At 67.4% G+C, this 21,471-nt stretch carries 15 protein-coding genes and 1 pseudogene; 12 read left to right on the plus strand and 4 right to left on the minus strand.

Annotation, left to right across the window (positions count from 1 at the left end):
• The first annotated feature begins 200 nt into the window (after positions 1–200).
• The 6 genes from purT (at position 201) to BFE01S_RS14855 (ending at position 7,452) form a co-directional block, all read left to right on the plus strand.
• On the plus strand, positions 201–1,424 hold the full coding sequence (gene purT / locus BFE01S_RS14830) for a formate-dependent phosphoribosylglycinamide formyltransferase (protein ID WP_028226199.1): 1,224 nt from the start codon (positions 201–203) through the stop codon (positions 1,422–1,424).
• A gap of 2 nt (positions 1,425–1,426) precedes the next feature.
• A complete protein-coding gene (locus BFE01S_RS38650) occupies positions 1,427–1,615 on the plus strand; it encodes a DUF6726 family protein (RefSeq protein ID WP_042337671.1) in 189 nt (62 codons plus the stop codon).
• 179 nt (positions 1,616–1,794) lie between these two features.
• Entirely contained in the window at positions 1,795–2,136 is a 342-nt protein-coding gene (locus BFE01S_RS14840) for an MliC family protein (protein WP_028226200.1), read from the plus strand.
• Between the two features lie 199 nt (positions 2,137–2,335).
• Complete coding sequence (locus BFE01S_RS14845; RefSeq protein WP_028226201.1) at positions 2,336–3,982, plus strand: acetolactate synthase large subunit; 1,647 nt, start codon at positions 2,336–2,338, stop codon at positions 3,980–3,982.
• A 79-nt stretch (positions 3,983–4,061) separates the two neighbouring features.
• The gene (locus tag BFE01S_RS14850; protein WP_028226202.1) at positions 4,062–5,498 is read left to right on the plus strand and encodes an aldehyde dehydrogenase family protein; all 1,437 of its coding nucleotides are present in this window, start codon (positions 4,062–4,064) and stop codon (positions 5,496–5,498) included.
• A gap of 457 nt (positions 5,499–5,955) precedes the next feature.
• Complete coding sequence (locus BFE01S_RS14855; protein WP_028226203.1) at positions 5,956–7,452, plus strand: DEAD/DEAH box helicase; 1,497 nt, start codon at positions 5,956–5,958, stop codon at positions 7,450–7,452.
• An 81-nt stretch (positions 7,453–7,533) separates the two neighbouring features.
• On the opposite strand, the gene gluQRS is transcribed toward BFE01S_RS14855, so the two are convergent.
• Both gluQRS and BFE01S_RS14865 read right to left on the minus strand, forming a co-directional pair.
• Positions 7,534–8,487 (minus strand): tRNA glutamyl-Q(34) synthetase GluQRS, encoded by a 954-nt coding sequence (gene gluQRS / locus BFE01S_RS14860; protein WP_028226204.1) that lies wholly within the window; start codon positions 8,485–8,487, stop codon positions 7,534–7,536.
• Between the two features lie 22 nt (positions 8,488–8,509).
• Complete coding sequence (locus BFE01S_RS14865; RefSeq protein ID WP_028226205.1) at positions 8,510–9,397, minus strand: sulfurtransferase; 888 nt, start codon at positions 9,395–9,397, stop codon at positions 8,510–8,512.
• A 215-nt stretch (positions 9,398–9,612) separates the two neighbouring features.
• On the opposite strand from BFE01S_RS14865, the gene dnaE reads away from it, so the two are divergent.
• Positions 9,613–13,200 (plus strand): DNA polymerase III subunit alpha, encoded by a 3,588-nt coding sequence (gene dnaE, locus BFE01S_RS14870; protein ID WP_028226206.1) that lies wholly within the window; start codon positions 9,613–9,615, stop codon positions 13,198–13,200.
• A 51-nt stretch (positions 13,201–13,251) separates the two neighbouring features.
• On the opposite strand, the gene BFE01S_RS14875 is transcribed toward dnaE, so the two are convergent.
• Positions 13,252–14,154, minus strand: a complete 903-nt coding sequence (locus BFE01S_RS14875; protein ID WP_084169855.1) for a glycosyltransferase family 2 protein — start codon at positions 14,152–14,154, stop codon at positions 13,252–13,254.
• Positions 14,155–14,455: 301 nt separating this feature from the next.
• Here BFE01S_RS14875 and msbA point away from each other — a divergent pair, with 301 nt between their 5' ends.
• The 3 genes from msbA to BFE01S_RS14890 all read left to right on the plus strand — a co-directional run bounded on the left by msbA (position 14,456) and on the right by BFE01S_RS14890 (position 17,861).
• Positions 14,456–16,249, plus strand: a complete 1,794-nt coding sequence (gene msbA / locus BFE01S_RS14880) for a lipid A export permease/ATP-binding protein MsbA (protein ID WP_028226208.1) — start codon at positions 14,456–14,458, stop codon at positions 16,247–16,249.
• A gap of 25 nt (positions 16,250–16,274) precedes the next feature.
• The gene (locus tag BFE01S_RS14885; protein WP_028226209.1) at positions 16,275–17,336 is read left to right on the plus strand and encodes a glycosyltransferase family 4 protein; all 1,062 of its coding nucleotides are present in this window, start codon (positions 16,275–16,277) and stop codon (positions 17,334–17,336) included.
• A gap of 216 nt (positions 17,337–17,552) precedes the next feature.
• Complete coding sequence (locus BFE01S_RS14890) at positions 17,553–17,861, plus strand: DUF4148 domain-containing protein (protein ID WP_028226210.1); 309 nt, start codon at positions 17,553–17,555, stop codon at positions 17,859–17,861.
• 124 nt (positions 17,862–17,985) lie between these two features.
• Here the strand turns inward: BFE01S_RS14890 and mnmH are convergent, their stop codons facing one another.
• The gene (gene mnmH, locus BFE01S_RS14895; protein ID WP_028226211.1) at positions 17,986–19,035 is read right to left on the minus strand and encodes a tRNA 2-selenouridine(34) synthase MnmH; all 1,050 of its coding nucleotides are present in this window, start codon (positions 19,033–19,035) and stop codon (positions 17,986–17,988) included.
• A 196-nt stretch (positions 19,036–19,231) separates the two neighbouring features.
• On the opposite strand from mnmH, the gene BFE01S_RS38655 reads away from it, so the two are divergent.
• Together BFE01S_RS38655 and BFE01S_RS45805 are read left to right on the plus strand one after the other, a co-directional pair.
• Positions 19,232–20,371 (plus strand): serine hydrolase domain-containing protein, encoded by a 1,140-nt coding sequence (locus tag BFE01S_RS38655; RefSeq protein ID WP_169742632.1) that lies wholly within the window; start codon positions 19,232–19,234, stop codon positions 20,369–20,371.
• Between the two features lie 66 nt (positions 20,372–20,437).
• Positions 20,438–21,030, plus strand: a pseudogene (locus BFE01S_RS45805) (alpha/beta fold hydrolase); the annotation flags it as partial.
• Between the last annotated feature and the right edge of the window lie 441 nt (positions 21,031–21,471).

The following is a 21,471-nucleotide window of genomic DNA, read 5'->3' on the forward strand; positions in this document are numbered from 1 at the left end:
ACAGCAAAAAAGCGGCAGAAAACAGCAAAGGCGTAAGCGTAACGCAGTCCGGGGTCTGCGCGCGAGCGCAAAGGCCGCATTAGCGTGCTTCGCGGCGCCTTTCCACTCATGTGGCGAGCGGCGCGGCGCGGGGGCGGCGTGTTAACATCGGCGCTCTTTCGTATCGTGCAACACCGCATTCCGGAGACATCATGGAGATCATGCAATCGGTCAGGCGCATCGGCACGCCGCTGTCCGCGTCGGCCACGCGCGTCATGCTGCTGGGCGCCGGCGAGCTGGGCAAGGAAGTGATCATTGCGCTGCAGCGGCTCGGCGTCGAAGTGATCGCCGTGGACCGCTACGAGAACGCGCCGGGCCACCAGGTCGCGCACCGGGCCCACGTGATCGACATGACCGATCCGCAAGCGCTGCGCGCGCTGATCGATGCCGAGCGCCCGCATCTCGTCGTGCCCGAGATCGAGGCGATTGCCACCGACGCGCTCGCCGCCGTGGAATCCGAACGCGTGGCCGAGGTCATTCCCACCGCGCGCGCCGCGCAACTCACCATGAACCGCGAGGGCATCCGCCGCCTCGCCGCCGAGGAGCTCGGCCTGCCGACTTCGCCCTATGCGTTTGCCGATTCGCTCGACGAACTGAAGGCGGGTGTCGCCAAGGTGGGCTACCCGTGCGTGGTGAAGCCGGTGATGTCGTCTTCGGGCAAGGGGCAGTCGGTGGTGAAGAGCGAAGCCGACGTCGAGCGCGCGTGGGAGTACGCGCTCGCGGGCGGGCGCGTGAACCGCGGCCGCGTGATCGTCGAGGGCTTCATCCGCTTCGACTACGAGATCACGCAGCTCACCGTGCGCGCGATCGATCCGGCGAGCGGCCAGGTTCAGACGTACTTCTGCGATCCGATCGGCCATCTGCAGGTGGACGGCGACTACGTGGAGTCCTGGCAGCCCCAGCCGATGAGTCCGAAGGCGCTCGAACGTTCGCGCGAGATCGCGCACAAGGTGACCGGGTCGCTCGGCGGCCGCGGCCTCTTCGGCGTCGAGCTGTTCGTGCGCGGCGACGAGGTCTGGTTCTCCGAGGTGAGCCCGCGCCCGCACGACACGGGGCTCGTGACGCTCGCCTCGCAGCGCTTCTCGGAGTTCGAGCTGCATGCGCGCGCGATTCTCGGGCTGCCTGTCGATACGACGGCGCGCGGCCCGGGCGCATCGGCCGTGATCTACGGCGGCCTCGAGGCGCAAGGGATCGCGTTTGAAGGCGTGGCCGAGGCGCTGGCCGTGCCGGGCGCGGACCTGCGGCTGTTCGGCAAGCCGGAGAGCTTCGTGAAGCGCCGCATGGGCGTGGCGCTCGCGACGGGCGCCGATATCGAAGAGGCGCGCGCGCGTGCCCGGGCGGCGGCCGCCGCCGTGCGCCCCGTGGCGGGCGACGCTGGCCGGTGAGTATGCACAGGTCGAAGTCGCTTCGCTGGCTGCGCGTGCTCGTGGCGCTCGCGTGCGTGAGCGCCCTGTCGGGCTGCGGCCTGGCGGCGGCGCCGTGCCGGATCGCTTCGGCGGGGTTGAAGATCGTGCCGCTGGTGGGCCATGCGGCCGCCACGCCGACCGACGCCTGCGCCGACGCGATCGACCCCTGATCGCCGCTTCCCCGTGAGCGCAGCGCGGGGCCGCGACGCGGGCAACGAAGGATGCACCGATGGAGAACGCGATGAATAACGCACTGAGCAACGCGGTGACCGGCACACAGCGCAACACAGCGCGCAATACAGCGCGCAACACTAAGCGCAGCGCAAAGCGTGCCGCCTGCGCGGCGCTCGTGGCGCTGGCCGCCTGCCTGACGGCGGGGGCTGCCGCCGCGGCGCCGCTCGCCGTGAGCGAGATCCAGACGCAGACGCGCCACACGTTCAGCTACACCTGCGCGGACGGTAAGACCTTCAAGGTGACTTACCTCAACGCGAAGAACGGCCAGAGCTTTGCGATCCTGCCGGTGGCGGGGCAGAGCCTGCTGTTCGTCTCGACGATCGCCGCTTCGGGCGTGCGCTACCAGGCCGACCGCTATACGTGGTGGACCAAGGGCCCGCGTGCCGACCTCTACGACGCCACGGCAGGCGAAAACGCCGCACCGGTGCTCGCCGGCTGCGCCACGATCATGCGCTGAGGGAGCGTTCGGGGGTGCATCCGCCGGTGAGGTAAGGCGCGCCGCAAGCCCATACACCTTCCCGGCCTCATCCTCCCGCGCCCGCTTCCCGGCGCGAATTCCGCTGCGGTAGTACGCTGTCGGTCATCCGCGAAGGCCGGCCGCCGCCGCGAGGCAAGCGTGCGCGACCGGCTGCCCGCTCACGCTTGCGAGGTAGTCGATGAAAGCATCGGATCTGTTCGTGAAGGCGCTCGAAGCCGAAGGCGTCGAATACGTGTTCGGCATTCCCGGCGAGGAAAACCTCGACCTGCTCGAATCGCTGCGGCGCTCGAAGATCCGCCTGATCGTCACGCGCCACGAGCAGGCCGCGGGCTTCATGGCCGCCACCTACGGCCGCCTCACGGGCCGCACCGGCGTGTGTCTCGCCACGCTCGGCCCCGGCGCCACCAACTTCGTCACCGCCGCCGCCTACGCGCAACTCGGCGGCATGCCCATGCTGATGGTCACGGGCCAGAAGCCCATCAAATCCAGCAAGCAGGGTCACTTCCAGATCGTCGACGTGGTGCGCATGATGGAGCCGCTCACCAAGTACGCGCGCCAGATCGTCTCCATCGGCAACATTCCCGCGCTCGTGCGCGAGGCGTTCCGCCAGGCCGAGCAGGAGCGGCCGGGCGCCGTGCATCTCGAACTGCCCGAGGACGTGGCCGACGAAGAAGGCGACGGCAAGCCCATCCCCAAGAGCTACAGCCGCCGTCCCGTGGCCGAGGAAAAGGCCGTGGCGCATGCCGCGTCGGCGATTGCGTCGGCGCGCCATCCGCTTCTCATGATCGGCGCGGGCGGCAACCGCAAGACCACGCGCAACGTGCTGCGCGAATTCGTGGACGAAACCGGCATTCCGTTCTTCACCACGCAGATGGGCAAGGGCGTGATCGACGAATCGCACCCGCTGTGGCTCGGCAACGCCACGCTCTCCGACGGCGATTTCGTGCATCGCGCGATCGAGCACGCCGACTGCATCATCAACGTGGGCCACGACGTCATCGAAAAACCGCCGTTCTTCATGCGCAGCGCCGAAGAGAAGACCGTGATCCACGTGAACTTCCTCGGCGCCGAGGTCGATCCCGTGTACTTTCCGCAGATCGAAGTGGTGGGCGACATCGCCAACGCGGTCTGGCAGTTGAAGGCGAGCCTCAAGGCGCGCGAGCACACGTGGGACTTCGCGCGCTTCGAAGAGATCAAGCGCCACTTCGACGCGCATCTTGCCCGCGGGCAGCACGATCCGCGCTTTCCGCTGTACCCGGTGCGGCTCGTGCACGACGTCTACCAGACCATGCCCGCGGACGGCATCCTGTGTCTCGACAACGGCATGTACAAGATCTGGTTCGCGCGCTACTACCGCGCGCACGAACCGAACTCGCTGCTGCTCGACAACGCGCTCGCCTCGATGGGCGCGGGGCTGCCTTCGGCGATCGCCACGAAGATCGTGCATCCCGAGCGGCGCGTGATGGCCGTCTGCGGCGACGGCGGCTTCATGATGAACTCGCAGGAACTGGAGACGGCGGTGCGCCTGAAGCTGGACCTCGTGGTGCTGCTGCTGCGCGACGACGCGTTCGGCATGATCCGCTGGAAGCAGGAGAACATGAACTTCCCCGACTACGGCATGACGCTGCAGAACCCCGACTTCGTGGCGTATGCGCAGAGCTATGGCGCGCACGGCCACCGCGTGAATGCCGCGGACGAACTCGCACCGCTCCTCGCGCAGTGCTTCGCGACGCCGGGCGTGCACGTGATCGACGTGCCGATCGACTACACCGACAACGAGCGCGTGCTGAACCGCGAGATCAAGCGGCTTTCCGCGCAGCTTTGAGGGCGCACGGCGGCGAGCCGCAGCGCGTAATGAAAACACCGCTGGCAACACTGCCGAAAACACCGCTGGAGAACCCGCCATGCTGAAACCGACCTACCCGTACTATCTCGCCAACGTCGCGGTGGCCGCCAACACCGACCTCGAAGTGACCGACAAGTACAGCGGCGAAGTGGCCACGCGCGTCGCGCTTGCCGACGCGAAGGCGATCGACGAGGCGATTGCCGCGGCGCAGGCGGCCATGCCCGCGCTGCGCGCGTTCCCGCCCTACAAGCGCCAGGCGGTGCTCGAGCACTGCGTCGCGCGGTTTCGCGAGCGCTTCGACGAACTCGCGATGGCGCTGTGCATCGAGGCGGGCAAGCCGATCAACGATTCGCGCGGCGAGGTCACGCGCCTCATCGATACGTTCCGCGTGGCCGCCGAGGAGTCGGTGCGCATCGACGGCGAGATCATCAACCTCGAAATCTCGGCGCGGGCGAAGGGCTATCACGGCTATGTGAAGCGCGTGCCGATCGGGCCGTGCTCGTTCATCTCGCCGTTCAACTTCCCGCTCAATCTTGCCGCCCACAAGGTGGCGCCCGCGCTCGCAGCGGGCGTGCCGTTCGTGCTCAAGCCCGCGAGCCGCACGCCGGTGGGCGCGCTCATCATCGGCGAAGTGCTTGCGGAAACCGACTTGCCCAAGGGCGCGTTCTCGATCCTGCCCGCGCACCGCGACGGCGCCGATCTCTTCACCACCGACGAGCGTTTCAAGCTGCTTTCGTTCACGGGCTCGCCCGCGGTGGGCTGGGACCTCAAGCGCAAAGCGGGCAAGAAGAAAGTGGTGCTGGAGCTGGGCGGCAACGCGGCGGCCGTGGTCGATGCGGACCAGGGCGGCAAGCTCGACTACGTGGTGGACCGCCTCGCTTTCGGGGCCTACTACCAGTCGGGGCAGAGCTGCATCGGCGTGCAGCGCATTCTCGTGCACGCTTCGCTCTACGAGGCGCTGCGCGAGAAGCTGATCGCGAAGACGAAGTCGCTCAAGATGGGCGATCCGAAGGACGAAACGACCTTCGTCGGGCCGATGATCTCGGAATCGGAGGCAAGACGCCTTGCGCTCTGGATGGAGGCCGCGGTGTTCGACGGCGCGAAGATCATCGCGGGCGGCAAGGTGGAGGGCGCGATGTTCGAGGCGACCCTGCTCGAAAACGTGGGCCGCGGCACCGATCTGTACCGCCGCGAGGCGTTCGGGCCCGTGGCGATTCTGGAGCGCTTCGAGGACTTCGGCGAGGCGCTGGAGGTGGTCAACGACAGCGATTTCGGCCTGCAGGCGGGCGTGTTCACCGATTCGCTCGCCAATGCGCACCGCGCCTGGGACACGCTCGACGTGGGCGGCGTGGTGATCAACGATATTCCGTCATTTCGCGTCGATAACATGCCGTACGGCGGCGTGAAGGATTCGGGGCTCGGGCGCGAGGGCGTGCGCTACGCCATCGAGGACATGACCGAACTGCGGCTCATGGTGATGCGCGAGACGTGGTGACGGGGCGGGCGCTGGTGTTGCGGCACGATTTTCTGGGCGATGTCCCGGGTCGCTTCCACGGCAGCTTCGCGGACATTTCGGGGCCACAACGCTGGGCGTGTCCCGGGAGGCCCTGAGGCAGAAGCCGCAGCGTGCTACCACTGGGATTTATGCCAGGGTGCTACAATACCGCGCTTTCGGCGGGGTGCGCCGGCTGTGCGGGGAACCACCTGGGAACCTCGCGCGTCGCCACGCCGCCGAAGGCGAGCCGGGAGTGCGTGTCCACGTTTTTGCGCCCTCCCGCCTCCGGGCCGGGCAGGCGGTGCGAGAAACGCCGCTCCGGCCGTACGCCGGTGACTTGCGCCGGGCGTACCCCTTGCGGCCCGCCGGGCCGCAAGCCGCGACCCGCGATCCGTCCAGGCGGGCGGCGCCCATGCCGCCCTGCCATGCGCCCCGGCGCCTTTATAGCGAAGCCACCATGTCCGACACCGACGTCAAGACCAGCACTGCGACCTTCGACCAGTTTGGCCTTGCACCAGACATCCTCAAGGCCATCCAGGACCAGGGTTATACGACGCCCACGCCCATTCAGGCGCAGGCGATCCCCGTGGTGCTCACGGGCCGCGACGTGATGGGCGCCGCGCAGACCGGCACCGGCAAGACCGCGAGCTTCTCGCTGCCGATCATCCAGCGCCTGCTGCCCGGCGCGAGCACGAGCGCTTCGCCCGCGCGCCACCCGGTGCGCGCGCTGATCCTCACGCCCACGCGCGAACTGGCCGACCAGGTTGCCGCCAACGTGCGCTCGTACGCCGTGCATACGGCGCTGCGCAGCGCCGTGGTGTTCGGCGGCGTGGACATGAACGCGCAGTCCGACGAACTGCGCCGCGGCGTCGAAATCCTGATCGCGACGCCGGGCCGCCTGCTCGACCACGTCCAGCAGAAGACCACGCAACTGGGCCAGGTGCAGATGCTCGTGCTCGACGAAGCCGACCGCATGCTCGACATGGGCTTCCTGCCGGACCTGCAGCGCATCCTGAACCTGCTGCCGAAGGAGCGTCAGACGCTGCTGTTCTCGGCCACGTTCTCGCCCGAAATCAAGAAGCTGGCGGCCACTTACCTGCGCAACCCGCAGACCATCGAAGTCGCGCGCAGCAACTCCACGGCCACGAACGTCACGCAACTGGTCTACGAAGTCGCCGAAGGCGACAAGACCGGCGCCGTCGTGCAACTGATCCGCGAGCGCGGCCTCAAGCAGGTGATCGTGTTCTGCAACAGCAAGATCGGGGCGAGCCGTCTGGCACGCCTGATCGAGAAGCAGGGCATCGTGGCGGCGGCGATTCACGGCGACCGCTCGCAGAGCGAGCGCATGCAGGCGCTCGACGCGTTCAAGCGCGGCGAGATCGAGGCGCTGGTGGCGACCGACGTGGCCGCGCGCGGCCTCGACATCGCCGAACTGCCGGCCGTCATCAACTTCGATCTGCCGTTCAACGCGGAAGACTACGTGCACCGCATCGGCCGCACGGGCCGCGCGGGCGCCTCGGGCGACGCGCTTTCGCTGTGCAGCCCGAACGAGAAGAAGCAGCTTGCCGATATCGAGAAGCTCATCAAGCGTCCGCTCACGGTGGAGCGCCTCGTCGTCGATACGCCCGTGCCGCATCACGAGGGCGGCAGCCGCCCGCGCCGCGAACGTGACGGCCACGAGGGGCGCGAGAGCCGCGAAGGCCGTGGCGAGCGCGGCGGCCATCGCCGTTCGGCGTCGTTCGAGCGGCCGCATCATCATCGCTCGCAGCCCGTCGACGAGTTCTTCCTGAAGCCCTACGAGCCCTCGCCGGGCGCGCACAATGCCGCCGAAGACAAGCCCGCGGCCAACGCCAACGCGCCGCAGAAGGCGCAGTCGAAGCAGCCGCTGGCCGCGCTGCTGGGCGGACTCGGGTCGTCGTGGCGCAACAAGCCTACGTCGTCTTCGTCGAGCTGATGGCGCGGGTTTTTCGCGGCGCATAGAGAAACGGCGTGCTTTCGGGCACGCCGTTTTGCATTTTGGGCCGCGGGTTTTAGTTCACGACTTCTGATTGATAACCGGCAGTTGCGCGAGCTTGCGCCGCCAGGCATCGATCGCATCGGCCTGGAACGCTGCGAGCGAAGCGGGCGCCGGGTCCTGCAAATCGAGCCCCAGATGCCGCGCCGCGGCGAGCAGTGCATCGAGCGGGCGTGCCGTATCGAGTGCCTGCGCCCCGGTTTGCTTCGAGAGCTTCTCGCCCTCGGCGTTGGTCACGACCGGCACATGCAGCCAGGCGGGCGTCGGCACGCCCAGGCAGCGTTGCAGCCAGATCTGGCGCGCCGTGGAGTCGAGCAGGTCCGCGCCGCGCACCACGTGCGTGATGCCTTGCCCGGCGTCGTCCACCACCACGGCGAGCTGGTAGGCCCACTGGCCGTCCGCGCGCAGCAGCACCAAGTCGCCCACTTCGGTCGCGAGGTCCTGTTGCTGCGGGCCTTGCCACCGGTCGCCGAAGCGGATCAGCGCCGGATTGCCGCCGATACCCGCGCGGCCGGGCTCATCGTCATCGTCGGGCACGCGCAGGCGCCACGCGCGCGCGGGCTTGCCGTGCAGCCCGCCGCGGCAGGTGCCCGGATAGATCAGCGTGGTGTTGCGCTGATGCAGCCGTAGCTGCGAATCGGCGATTTCCTTGCGCGTGCAGCCGCACGGATACACGTGGCCCGCGGCGATCAGCCGGTCCAGCGCCGCGCGGTAGCGATCCACGCGCGCGCTTTGCCACACGGGCGTTTCGTCGGCGTGCAAGCCGTAGTGTCCGAGCGTGGCGAGGATGTCCTGCGCCGCGCCGGGCACCGTGCGCGGACCGTCGATGTCTTCGATGCGCACGAGCCACGTGCCGCCGTGGGCGCGCGCATCGAGCCAGCTTGCCAGCGCCGAAACCAGCGAGCCGAAGTGCAGCGGGCCGGTAGGCGAAGGCGCGAAGCGGCCCCGGTAGGGCGCCGCGGCTGTCGAATTCACGCTAACCCGGCGCCCGGGGCGCTCAAGCCGTTGCGGCGGCTTCGCCCGCGGCGGCGCCGTCCTGCGCGCGCGCCGGATGGCACGCCGGGCAGCTCGTGCCGGCCACGTAGAGCGGCGAAGCCTGCTCGGCGGGCGTCACCACGGCGCGGCACGCAAAGCACTGCACGGTGCCGGTCGGCTCGAGATGGGGGTTGAGCGCGGTGCGCTGGTCGAACACGAAGCAGTCGCCGTGGTAGTGCGCGCCGCCCACTTCCTCGAAGTACTTGAGGATGCCGCCTTCGAGCTGATAGACGTTTTCGATCCCCACTTCCTTCATGTGGATCGCGGCCTTCTCGCAGCGAATGCCGCCCGTGCAGAACGAGACGACCGTCTTGCCTTCGAGGTCGGCGCGGTTCGCTTCGATCACGGCGGGGAATTCGCTGAACTTGTGGATGCGGTAGTCGAGCGCGTGCTCGAACGTGCCGACGTCGATTTCGAAGGCGTTGCGCGTATCCAGCATCACCACCGGGCGGCCGGCGTCGTCGTGGCCGCGGTCGAGCCAGGCCTTGAGCGTGGCGGGCGCGACCGAGGGCGCACGGCCTTCTTCGGGACGGATCGCCGGCTTCTTCATCGTGATGATCTCGCGCTTCAGGCGCACGAGCATGCGATTGAAGGGGCGCGTTTCGGAGACGCTTTCCTTGAAGCGAAGGGTGGCGAACTTGCCTTCGAAGAGCGGGTCGTGGTTGATGTAGTCCATGAAGGCACGCACGTTGCCTTCTTCGCCCGCGACGAACAGGTTGATGCCTTCCGGCGCGAGCAGGATCGTACCCCGCAAATCGAGTTCATGGCAGCGCGCCAGCACGAGCGGCCGCCATTCGGCGGTCTTGTCGAGCGTCGCGAACTGGTACGAGGAAAGATTGAGGATACGCATGGCCAAACACTGAAAGCGGAAACGGACGGGCCCGCGGGCAGGGCGGCGGGCGCAATCCGCTATTATCCCTCAACCGGGCGGCGGCGCGCCTGCCGCACGTTGTCTCGCCCCCCTTGCGCTGCGCCGCGCCGACGCCGCGCAAGGCCGCGGCACGCGCGCAGCGGCGCCGGCGCGCACGCAAGCCGCGGCAAAAATCGCCGGATCGTAGAGGTACAATGACGCCCATGTCAGATCCCCGCTTCGTTCATCTTCGCGTCCACTCCGAATTCTCGATTGCCGACGGCATCGTGCGTCTCGACGACCTCGTCAAGGCGGCGGCGAAGGACGGCCAGGGCGCGCTCGCGCTCACCGACCTCGGCAACGCATTCGGCCTCGTCCGTTTCTACAGGGAAGCCCGCGGCAAAGGGGTGAAACCCATCGCCGGCTGCGACGTCTGGATCACGAATCCCGACGACCGCGACAAGCCCTCGCGGCTGCTCCTGCTCGTGAAGAACAACCGCGGCTACCTGAATCTGTGCGAGCTGCTTTCGAAGGCGTGGCTCACGAACCAGTACCGGGGCCGTGCGGAAATCGACGTCGCGTGGCTCGAAGCGGGCATGGCCGAAGGGCTCCTCGCGCTCTCGGGCGCGCAGCAGGGCGACATCGGCATGGCGCTCGCGGCGGGCAACGCCGAAAGCGCGAAACGTCATGCGCAGCGCTGGGCGAAGCTGTTCCCGAACGGCTTCTACATCGAACTGCAACGCTGCGGCCAGCCGGGCGGCGAGCCCTACGTGCAGCAGGCGGTCGCGCTCGCGGCGCAGCTCAAGCTGCCGGTGGTCGCGACGCACCCCATGCAGTTCATGACCGACGAGGAATACACCGCGCACGAAGCGCGCGTCTGTATTTCGGAAGGCGACATTCTCGCGAATCCGCGTCGTCAGAAGCGCTTCACGACCGATCAGCGTTTTCGCACCCAGGACGAAATGGCCGCGCTGTTCGCGGACATTCCCTCGGCGCTCGCGAACACCGTCGAAATCGCGAGGCGCTGCAACCTGACGCTCGAACTCGGCAAGCCGAGGCTGCCGCTCTTTCCCACGCCCGATGGCATGTCGCTCGACGACTACCTAGTGCAGCTCTCGCGCGAAGGGCTGGAAAAGCGCCTCGTGCAGCTTTATCCGGACGAAGCGGAGCGCGAGGCCGAGCGAGCGCGCTACAACGAACGGCTCGACTTCGAGTGCGGAACCATCATCAAGATGGGCTTCCCGGGCTACTTCCTGATCGTTGCGGACTTCATCAACTGGGCCAAGAACAACGGCGTGCCGGTGGGGCCGGGCCGCGGCTCGGGCGCGGGCTCGCTGGTCGCCTACGCGCTCGGCATTACCGACCTCGATCCGCTGCGCTACAACCTGCTCTTCGAGCGCTTCCTGAACCCGGAACGCGTGTCGATGCCCGACTTCGACATCGACTTCTGCCAGCACGGCCGCGACCGCGTGATCCAGTACGTGAAGGAGAAGTACGGCGCCGATGCCGTTTCGCAGATCGCCACCTTCGGCACCATGGCCGCGAAGGCGGCCGTGCGCGACATCGGCCGCGTGCTCGACCTCGGCTACAACTTCACCGACGGCGTGGCGAAGCTCATTCCGTTCAAGCCGGGCAAGCACGTCACCATTGCCGACGCGATGAAGGAAGAGCCGCTCCTGCAGGAGCGCTACGACAACGAAGACGAAGTGCACCAGCTGCTCGACCTCGCGCAGCTCGTGGAGGGCCTCACGCGCAACGTGGGCATGCACGCGGGCGGCGTGCTGATCGCGCCGGGCAAGCTCACCGACTTCTGCCCGCTCTACACGCAAGGCGACGAAAGCGGCGTGGTGAGCCAGTACGACAAGGATGACGTGGAAGCCGTCGGCCTCGTGAAGTTCGACTTTCTGGGCCTCACCACGCTCACGATTCTCGACTGGGCCGAACGCTACATCCGCATGCTCGATCCGGCGAAGCAGGACTGGTCGCTCGCCCAGGTGCCGCTCGACGACCCGGCGTCGTTCCAGATTCTCAAGAAGGCCAACACGGTCGCCGTGTTCCAGTTGGAAAGCCGCGGCATGCAGGGCATGCTCAAGGACGCCCAGCCCGACCGCTTCGAGGACATCATCGCGCTCGTGGCGTTGTACCGTCCGGGCCCGATGGACCTGATCCCGAGCTTCTGCGCGCGCAAGCACGGCCGCGAAACGGTGGACTATCCGGACCCGCGCGTCGAACCTGTCCTGAAAGAGACCTACGGCATCATGGTCTACCAGGAGCAGGTGATGCAGATGGCGCAGATCATCGGCGGCTATTCGCTTGGCGGCGCGGATTTGCTGCGCCGCGCGATGGGCAAGAAGAAGCCCGAGGAAATGGCCAAGCACCGCGAGATTTTCGCGGAAGGCGCGGCGAAGAACGGCCTCACGCGCGAGAAGGCCGACGAGACCTTCGACCTGATGGAGAAGTTCGCGGGCTACGGCTTCAACAAGTCGCACGCGGCCGCGTATGCGCTGCTCGCCTATCACACGGCGTGGCTCAAGGCGCACCACCCGGCGGAATTCATGGCGGCCAACCTCTCGCTCGCCATGGACGACACCGACAAGGTGAAAATCCTCTTCGAGGACTGCATCGCCAACAAGATGGCGGTGCTGCCGCCGGACGTCAACGCGTCGGCGTACCGCTTCGAACCGGTGGCCGAAGCCGATGGCTCGCGCTCGCGCACCATCCGCTACGGCCTCGGCGCGATCAAGGGCAGCGGCCAGAACGCCATCGAGGAAGTGCTGCGCGCGCGCGAAGAGGGCGGGCCCTTCACGGACCTGTTCGACTTCTGCGAGCGCATCGACCGCCGCCTCGTGAACCGCCGCACGATCGAAGCGATGATCCGCGCGGGCGCGTTCGACACGCTCAACGGCAACCGCGCGCAACTGCTGGCTTCGGTGCCGCTCGCAATGGAAGCCGCCGACCAGGCGAGCGCGAACGCGCTGCAGGCGGGCCTCTTCGACATGGGCGACGCCCCGCTGGCCGGGCACGAACTCGTGGACGAACCCGCGTGGCCCGAAAAGCGCAAGCTCCAGGAGGAGAAGGGCGCGCTGGGGTTCTATCTCTCGGGCCACCTGTTCGATGCGTACAAGGACGAAGTGCGCCGCTTCGTGCGCCAGAAGATCGGCGACCTGAAGGAAGGGCGCGACAAGCTGATCGCCGGGGTGATCGCTTCGCTGCGCACGCAGATGACCCAGCGCGGCAAGATGCTGATCGCGTTGCTCGACGACGGCTCGGGCCAGTGCGAAGTGACTGTGTTCAACGAGCAGTACGAGGCGCACAAGGCGCTCTTCAAGGAAGACGAGCTGCTGGTCGTGCAGGGCGGCGCGCGCAACGACGCGTTCACGGGCGGCATCCGCTTCACGGTGGATACGGTCATGGATCTGGAGCGCGCGCGCAGCCGCTATGCGCAGGCCGTGAAGGTGCAGATGAACGGCAATGCGGACGCGCACGCGCTGCGCGCCGTGCTCGAAGCGCATCGCGCGAAGCCCGACGATACGCTGCCCGCGCCCGTGGAGCAGGCACGCGGGCGTGGCGGGCGCGATGGGGGCGGAGGTGGGTATAGCGGCGGCGGCGGCTATGGCGGACGCGACCGCGAACGCAGCCAGGCGGTGATTCCGAACGGCTTGGCCGTGCAGATCGTGTATCGCGGCGAGCGCGCCGAAGGCGAAGTGCGGCTGGGCGACGCCTGGCGCGTCAAGCCGACCGACGACCTCCTTGCGGCGCTGCGCGGCGAGTTCGCCGGCAGCGCAATCGAAATCGTCTACTGAGGCGGGGCGCTGAACGTGCGGGCGGCGTCTGCCGCCTGCACGTTCGCCTTGTCACCCGCCGCGCTTTCTGGCGACCTTCCTGGCGACCTTCCCGTCCCGCGTGAGCAGGGCGAGTTTCGCGTAGCGGTAGTACGTCGTCTCCGCATTGTTGATCGCGAGCATCAGCCCCTCGGGACCGTCCAGGAAGCCCGCGCGGATCACCCAGGTCCGGAAGAACGCCCAGAAACCCTTGAACAGCGCCTTGCCGAGCGACGAGCGCTTGCCCGCCTCGGCCATCGTCAGCGCGCCCGCGCTCGAATAGGCGTTGGTCTTCTCGAGTGCCTCGTGCAGGTCGGGCATCGAAATGTGAATGATCGGGCCGTCGAAGCGGCCTGTCGTCCCCGCGATCTCCAGGTGCGTGTGCGTGCGCACGTCGGTGAAGCGCGCGCTGCCGCGCCGGAAGATCCGCTCGATGCGGTCCGGCCACCAGCCCGAGTGCTTCATGAAGCGGCCGCAGAAGCTGGAGCGGCGCGGCGTCGAGAAGGCGGCGTGCGGCGTGCCCGCGGCGAGCAGCGTGTCCAGTTCTGCGCGCAGTTCGGGGCTCAGGCGTTCGTCGGCGTCGAGGCACATCACCCAGTCGCCGCGTGCTTCGGCCAGCGCCCGGTTCTTCTGCGGACCGTCGCCGGGCCAGTCGGTCTCGAACACGCGGGCGCCGAGCGCGCGGCACAGGTCGGGTGTGCCGTCCGTGCTGCCGGAGTCGAACACGATCGTTTCCGTCGCAAGCCCGCGCACCGATTCGAGGCAGTCGCGAATGTCGTGCGCCTCGTTCATCGCCACGACGATCACCGAAAGCGTTGCGCGCTGCGTATCGTCGGTCTGGTCGGTCTGGTCGGTCTGGTCGGTCTGGTCGGTCTGGTTGGTCTGGCCGTTCGGGGTCCGTTGGGCTTGCGGGGTCGAGGAGAGTCCTGCGGACATGAAAATGACGCCTGTTCTGAGGGGATGACCTGGAGGCACGCGTGCCTTCGGCGGGCGGCACGCCGCGCCGAGGTGCGTATTCTAGACCATGCGTCTACCCGCCGGTCCGCCTCGCCGCGGGACGGCTGCGCCTGCTCCGTCCCCTAAACGCGTCGGCTGTCTACCGTCGCGCGGCGCCCACGCCGGGGCCGTGGTTCCGGTCCGGCCGAGCGTCCCGGCGCGCCGAGCGATTACAATGCCATACCCCGTTGTCCGCCCACGCGCCGGGCAACCGTTTCCGTATGCGTTCCCAGAGGATTCCTTGAGCGACAAGCCCACCCAGTCCACCCTCAGCAAGCCGATCGGCGCCGGCGGCGAGAAGTCCGACCCCGCGCAGGTTGGCCGCCGCTTGTGGCCGTACGTCAAGCCGCAATTCTGGGTATTGATCGGCGCCATCCTGACGCTGGCTATCGTGGCCGCGACCGAGGCCGGCATTCCCGCGCTGCTCAAGCCGCTGATCGACCACGGTTTCGGCGCCAAGGGCAGCCCCGTCGCCAGATGGCTCGTGCCGGTCGCCGTGATCGGCCTTTCGGTGGTGCGCGGCCTCGCGCAGTATGCGTCGGGCTATCTGCTGCAGTATGTGTCCAACCGGATTCTGCTCGAGCTGCGCCTCAAGATGTTCGAGCGCATGATTCACGCGAGCGTCGGGTTCTTCCAGCGCGAGACGGCGAGTACGATCATCAACGCCATCGTCTTCGAGGTGAACCAGATCCTGAACGTGCTGCTGGCCGTGCTGGTCACCTCCGTGCGCGACTCGCTCACCGTGGTCGGCCTGATCGGCTATCTCTTCATCATCAACTGGCGTCTCGCGCTGATCGTGGCCGTGCTGCTGCCGGCCATCGGCTGGCTCGTCAGCAAGATCAACCGGCGCCTGCGCCGCCTGAACCGCGACTACCAGCTGCTGACCAACGACCTCTCCTACATCGTCGAGGAGACGGTGGGCGGCTACAAGGTCGTCAAGGTGCACAACGGCGAGCAGTACGAAATGAATCGCTTCGGCGAGCTGAGCAAGCGGCTGCGCGGCTATCAGATGCGCCTGACGGTTTCCGGCGGTCTGGCCCAGCCGATCACGCAGTTCCTCGCCTCGATTGCGCTCGCCATCGTCGTGACGATCGCTGTGGTGCAGGCCGCGCACGACCAGACCACGGTGGGCGGCTTCGTCTCCTTCGTGACCGCGATGCTGCTCGTGATCTCGCCGCTCAAGCACCTGATCGACGTGAACCAGCCGCTGCAGCGGGGCATGACGGCCGCCGAGCTGATCTTCGGCCTGATCGACGAACCGGCCGAGCCCATCGGCGGCGGCAAGCCGCTCGAACGGGCGCGCGGCGAAATCGAGTTCCGCAGCGTGTCGTTCGAATACGGCAATGGGCGGCCGATTCTCGAAAGCGTGTCGTTCAGCGCGGCGCCGGGCGAGATGATCGCGCTCGCGGGTCCCTCGGGCAGCGGCAAGACGACGCTCGTGAACCTGCTGCCGCGCTTCTTCGATCCGACCGGCGGGCAGATTCTCGTCGATGGCGTAGCGCTGCCCGACTACGACATCCACGCGCTGCGCAGCCAGATCGCGATGGTGAGCCAGGACGTGACGCTGTTCAACGACACCGTGGCGAACAACGTGGCGTATGGCGAGACCGCGGACCTCGAGCGCGTGGAGAAGGCGTTGCGCGCGGCGAACCTGTGGGACACGGTCGCTGCGCTGCCCGAGGGCGTGGAGACGCTCGTGGGCGACAACGGCATGAAGCTCTCGGGCGGCCAGCGCCAGCGCCTCGCGATTGCGCGCGCGATCTACAAGGACGCGCCGATCCTGATTCTCGACGAAGCGACCTCGGCGCTCGATTCGGAGTCCGAACGCTATGTGCAGGCCGCGCTCGAAACGCTCATGAAGGGCCGCACGACACTCGTGATCGCGCACCGGCTCTCGACCATCGAGCGCGCGGACCGCATTCTCGTGATGGAAGCCGGGCGCATCGTGGAGCGGGGCTCGCACCAGCAGTTGCTCGAACAGCGCGGGCTGTACGCGCATCTGCATCAGATCCAGTTCCAGCAGAACGCGGCCTGAGCACGGCGCATTGGCGAACCCCGGCATGAAGATCGGCCTCTCCAGCAACGCGCTCAAACATAGCGGCGGCCTCGAACGCTACGCGATGGACCTCGTGCGCGGCTTTGCGGCCCGCGGGCAGCGGCCCGCGTTCTTCGCGCGCAAGTTCGACCTTTCGGTGCCCGAGTGCCAGATGGTCGAGCGCTACCGCATTCCGGTCTCGTTTTTGCCCGGCAAGCTGCGCGATGCGTGGTTTTCCATGCGGCTCGCGGCCCTGCGCCGGCGTGCCGGCGTGGATGTCCTGATCGGCTGCAACCGGGTCGATTCGTCGGAGATCGCCATCTGCGGCGGCACGCACCGCGGCTTTTTGCGTGCGACGGGCCGCAGGATGCGCCGCTCCGACCGCTGGCAGATCGCGCTGGAGAGCCGCCAGTACGAGCGCGCCCGCGTGGTGGTCGCGCACTCCGACCTGATGCGCACGGAACTGCTCGAACTCTACGGCGTGGACGACGCGAAGATTCGCGTGCTCTATCCGCCCGTGGACGGTGCGCGCTTTTCTCCCGTGGACGCGCCCGCCCGCGCCGCGCTGCGCGCGTCCTATGGCTTCGGCGAGCACGAAACCGTGTTGCTGTTCCCCTCCAGCAGCCACGACCGCAAAGGGCTGCCGCTCATCCAGGCCGTGGTCGAGGCACTCGATCTGCCGGTGGTCGTGGCCGTGGCAGGACGCGCGCCCGAGCGCGAGAGCGCGCGCGTGCGCTATATCGGCTACGTGAAGGATCTCGAAAACGCCTATCGCGCCGCCGATTACACGATCCTCGCCTCGAAGTACGAGCCGTTCGGGCTCGTGGGCATCGAGTCGGTCATGTGCGGCACGCCGGTGATCTTCTCGTCGAATATCGGCTGCTGCGATGCGATTGGCGACGCGGCGAAGCACGTCTTCCCGCCCGACGATGCCGCCAGTCTGCGCCGCCTGATCGAAGCGGCCGTGCAGGGCGGCCCGCGCCGCGTGACGCCTGCCGACGGCCCGGCGGTGCGCTACGACGCGAGGGTTGACGCGCATGTGGATGCGCTCCTTGCGCTCGCAACCGATATCGCCGGCACGAAATAAGGGCTGCGTATCAGCACCGGAACCGCCGGGCGACCGGCGCTCGCGCATCCCGCAAACGCCCGCCTGGCGGGGCTTGCGGGATTCTGCTACGGATTGGAAAGATCTTCTGATGAGACTGGGGTTAACCCTTGGCTTCGATCCCCCTAGACTGCGTACATCGGTCGAGTGCACATACCTGCGCATCCGGACCGCACTAGTCAAATGGAGGTCAATACCATGAAGTCCCTGATTCAAGCCGTTGCTGTTGCCGCTGCCCTTATCGTTCCCGCTGCATCGTTCGCCCAGTCGAATGCGCCCGTCACGCGCGCCCAGGTGCGCGCCGAAATCGTCCAGCTCCAGCGGGTGGGCTACCACATGGGCGACGGCGACAACGCCCACTATCCCGAAGCGATCCAGGCCGCCGAGGCACGCGTGGCCGCGATGAACGGCAACAGTGCCTACGGTGGCGTGGCGAGCGGCTCGTCGCAGGCGGGCGGCGGCGCAACTGTGTCGCCGCAGGACTGGAATGCGATGTACAGCCGTTAAGCTGCCGCAATACTCAGTTGTCCTGAGTTGAATTGCCGATACCTCCGCCATCGGACATCCGGTGGCTTCGCCCGGGCCTCGCAGGCCCGGGCGCTTTTTCGGCAAGCCTCGGGTAGCGGGGCGCTTATGCCTCGCGCAGCGAGGCGAGCAAGGCGCTCGCCTGTGCGGCGGTATCGTCGCGCATCGGATGAAAGGCGAAGCGCGGCGCCTTTTCCAGCTTCGCAAAGTGGCGCCGGCTGCTGCGCGTATAGGCCGGATCGTAGTGCTCGACGATCAGCGCTTCGGTCAACGCCGCACGCGCGTCGCTGTCCAGCAGCGCACACCATGCTTGCACGCGTTCGCGCCCGTGCAGCGGCACGAGTTTTTGCAACTGCTCGCGCAAGTAGTCCCGCTCTTGCAGCAGATGCCCGTATTCGGCCAGCAGCAGCGCGCAGCGTTCCTCGCGCGTGGCTTCCACGACGACGCAGGGCGCCGCATGGATGCCTTCGACGAGCGCCACCGGCAGCGTAATCGCACCGATGCGCCGGCTCTCCGCTTCGACGAACACCGGCTGTGCGGTATCGAATGCGCGCAACTGCTGCACGAGCGCCGTATCGAATGCCTTCTGCGAAGGCTGCCCGCGTTCGGGCAACGCGCCCAGCAGCGAGCCGCGATGCGCCGCGAGCTCTTCGAGATCGAGCGTTTGCGCGCCCGTCACGCCTAGCGCCTGCAACAGGCGCGTCTTGCCGCTGCCCGTGGGGCCGGCCAGCACGATATAGCGGAACGCCCCCGGCAGGGTGCCGAGCGCCTCCAGCACGGTGTGCCGGTAGGTCTTGTAGCCGCCCTCCAGCTGACGCGCACGCCAGCCGATCATGTTGAACATCGCCGTCATCGAGCCCGAACGCTTGCCGCCGCGCCAGCAGTAGATGAGCGGGCGCCAGTTGCGCGGCCGGTCGGCGAAGAGCGTGTCGAGGTGGTGAGCGATATTGCGCGCGGCGATGGCCGCGCCCATGCGCGTGGCGTCGAAGGGCGAACTCTTGTAGAGCGTGCCCACGCGCACGCGTTCCTCGTTGCTCAACACTGGCGCGTTGATCGCGCCGGGAATGTGATCCTCGGCGTATTCGAGCGGCGTTCTCGCGTCGACGATCTCGTCGAACTCGCCGATCTGCTCGATGGTAACGCGCTGGTGGTTCAAACTGCGGGCTCCGTGTGGCGGGGTGGGGGTTATCGGGCCAATGGCGGACCGATAGCGGATGATACACGGCGGCGCGACTCACTCCCTTGCCGCAGCGGGCGCGGCAGGTCCTCAGGCGAGACGGCAACGCAAGCAGTGGTACAGTGCGCGCGGTACACCAACACGGGCAATGGGGGGCGAGGCGATGGACAGCGGCATGATCCGGTTCTGGGTTCGCAGGCTTCAGGTTCAATGGGTCGTCGCTGGCGGCCTCGCGCTGCTGCTTGGCGCATGCGCTTCCGAACCACCCGCAACCACAGCGGCTGCCTCGGCCGGCGCGTATAGCCCGCAGTCTCCATTCCCCGGCGCCGAGTGGGAAACCGTTGCGCCGCAGACTCAGGGCTTCTCGCAGGAAGGCATCGAGCGCGCCGTTGCCTACGCGAAGCGGGAGGGCTCGACCTCCGGCATGATCGTGCGTAACGGACTCGTCGTGGCCGAATGGGGCGATGTATCGAGGAAATCGAATCTGCACTCGGCGCGCAAGAGCTTCATGAGCGCGCTGATCGGCATTGCCGTGGCGCGCGGACAGATGCACCCCGACGACACCCTGGCGCAACTCGGCATTGACGACAACGAACCCGCGCTGTCCGCCGAGGAAAAGCAGGCGACCGTGCGCATGCTGCTGGAGGCGCGCTCGGGCATTTATCACCCCACCGTCTACGAGACGGCGGCAATGGAGGCGAGCAAGCCGCCGCGCTACAGCCATCCGCCGGGGACGTTCTGGTATTACAACAACTGGGACTTCAACGCGGTCGGCGCGATCTACGGGCAGGCCACCGGCGAAGACTTCTACAAGGCGCTGAAAACGGAGATTGCCGATCCCATCGGTATGCAGGACTACCGACCATCCGATGGCCGCTACGTCTCCGGTGGCACGGCCACGCGATATCCCGCTTACCCGTTCGACATGAGCGCGCGGGACCTCGCCCGTTTCGCGCTCCTGTATCTGCACGACGGCCGCTGGCGCGACCGGCAGGTCGTGCCGGCCGAATGGGTGGCCGAATCGACGCGCCCGTATTCCGATACGCCGACGGGCGGCTACGGCTACATGTGGTGGACGAGCGTGCCGGCGAGCGGAACGCGCGGCCCGCGCGCGTCGTTGCTGCTGCCGACCTTCTGGGCCGATGGATACCTCGGGCAGTATGCGATCGTCGTGCCGTCGCTCGACCTCGTGGTGGTCAATCTGGTCGATTCGCGTCTGACCTCGAAGCGCATGGGGCAGTCGAAGATGGAGATGCTGGTGTGGCTCGTCGAATCGGCCGCCAGCGCGCAGGGTATCGGGCCGGAGCCGGGCTGACCCGAGGCGGGCGCGTCGCGCCGGCTGGCGTGCTCCGATACGTCGCGGTCATCGAAAATCGTGGCCGTGCGCAGCGTTGAATCGACTGCGAGTGTCGATACCGCTTATGGAGAACCCTCTTTACCAACACCGTCGCAACTGCTTTTCCTGCCGGGCGCCTCGGGCAGCACGGGCTTCTGGGAACCCCTCGCGAACCGGCTGAATTCGGGCGCCGCCCGCGTGTTGGTGGGTTACCCCGGATTCGGTGCGGAACCGGCAGCGCCGGACGTTCGGAACTTCGACGATCTCGTGCGTCGTGTCGTGGCGCAGCTCGACCGGCCCACCGCCCTCGTGGCAGTCGATGGGCGGCGTGATCGCGATTCGTGCGGCGCTGGAGAAGCCGGATCTCGTTGACCCATCTCGTGCTTTCGGTCACGTCCGGGGGCGTCGATATGGAAGGGCTGGGCGCCGAGGACTGGCGCGAAGCATTCGTCCAGTCGAATCCGTCGTTTCCTGACTGGTTCGTGACGTTCAAGGCGGATCTGGAAAGCGAGCCTGGCCGCATTTCGCAGCCGGTTCTGCTGCTCTGGGGCGACGCCGATCCGTATAGCCCGGTCGCAGTGGGCGAGCGCCTGTTAGCCCTGTTGCCCGACGCGCGGTTCCATGTGGTGGCGGGTGGACACCGTGGACAAGGAAGAACTAGCCGGTACAACAAACGAAAAATACGCCCGGAAAATTTTCGGCTACGACAGTTGCACTTTTCGCGAAATGGGGACTACGTTGACAACTTTCATGGCTACGACAACCGAGGGGCGACAATGACGGACAGACTGGCCGCAGCGAGCTTTACGATAACGGGCGACCGTGTCGCGCCCGAGTGGTGGACACAGTATTTCGGCGTACCGCCGGACGTAGCGGGGACCAAGGGGGCGCCGCTCAAGGACTGGACGGGGCAGGGCCGCCCGCTCGCGCGGCGAACGGGCGTATGGGGCATCGACAGCGAGAAGGCGGTGCGCAGCGACACGCTGGAACCGCATCTGCGCTATCTGGTTCAACGGCTGGCACTGCCGCGATCCGACTTGAAGGCGCACATCGAAAGCGCCGGGGCGAAGGTGCGGTTT

Origin of the sequence: Paraburkholderia ferrariae NBRC 106233, assembly GCF_000685035.1 — a bacterium.
GTDB lineage: Bacteria > Pseudomonadota > Gammaproteobacteria > Burkholderiales > Burkholderiaceae > Paraburkholderia > Paraburkholderia ferrariae.

Bases quoted from the DNA above. Each gene is read 5' to 3' on its own strand.
- dnaE (WP_028226206.1), top strand. From the start codon at position 9,613: ATGACGCCCATGTCAGATCCCCGCTTCGTTCATCTTCGCGTCCACTCC.
- purT (WP_028226199.1), top strand. From the start codon at position 201: ATGCAATCGGTCAGGCGCATCGGCACGCCGCTGTCCGCGTCGGCCACG.
- BFE01S_RS14845 (WP_028226201.1), top strand. From the start codon at position 2,336: ATGAAAGCATCGGATCTGTTCGTGAAGGCGCTCGAAGCCGAAGGCGTC.
- BFE01S_RS14875 (WP_084169855.1), bottom strand. From the start codon at position 14,154: ATGTCCGCAGGACTCTCCTCGACCCCGCAAGCCCAACGGACCCCGAAC.
- BFE01S_RS38650 (WP_042337671.1), top strand. From the start codon at position 1,427: ATGCACAGGTCGAAGTCGCTTCGCTGGCTGCGCGTGCTCGTGGCGCTC.
- BFE01S_RS14885 (WP_028226209.1), top strand. From the start codon at position 16,275: ATGAAGATCGGCCTCTCCAGCAACGCGCTCAAACATAGCGGCGGCCTC.
- BFE01S_RS14865 (WP_028226205.1), bottom strand. From the start codon at position 9,397: ATGCGTATCCTCAATCTTTCCTCGTACCAGTTCGCGACGCTCGACAAG.
- BFE01S_RS14890 (WP_028226210.1), top strand. From the start codon at position 17,553: ATGAAGTCCCTGATTCAAGCCGTTGCTGTTGCCGCTGCCCTTATCGTT.
- BFE01S_RS14850 (WP_028226202.1), top strand. From the start codon at position 4,062: ATGCTGAAACCGACCTACCCGTACTATCTCGCCAACGTCGCGGTGGCC.
- BFE01S_RS14855 (WP_028226203.1), top strand. From the start codon at position 5,956: ATGTCCGACACCGACGTCAAGACCAGCACTGCGACCTTCGACCAGTTT.
- BFE01S_RS38655 (WP_169742632.1), top strand. From the start codon at position 19,232: ATGATCCGGTTCTGGGTTCGCAGGCTTCAGGTTCAATGGGTCGTCGCT.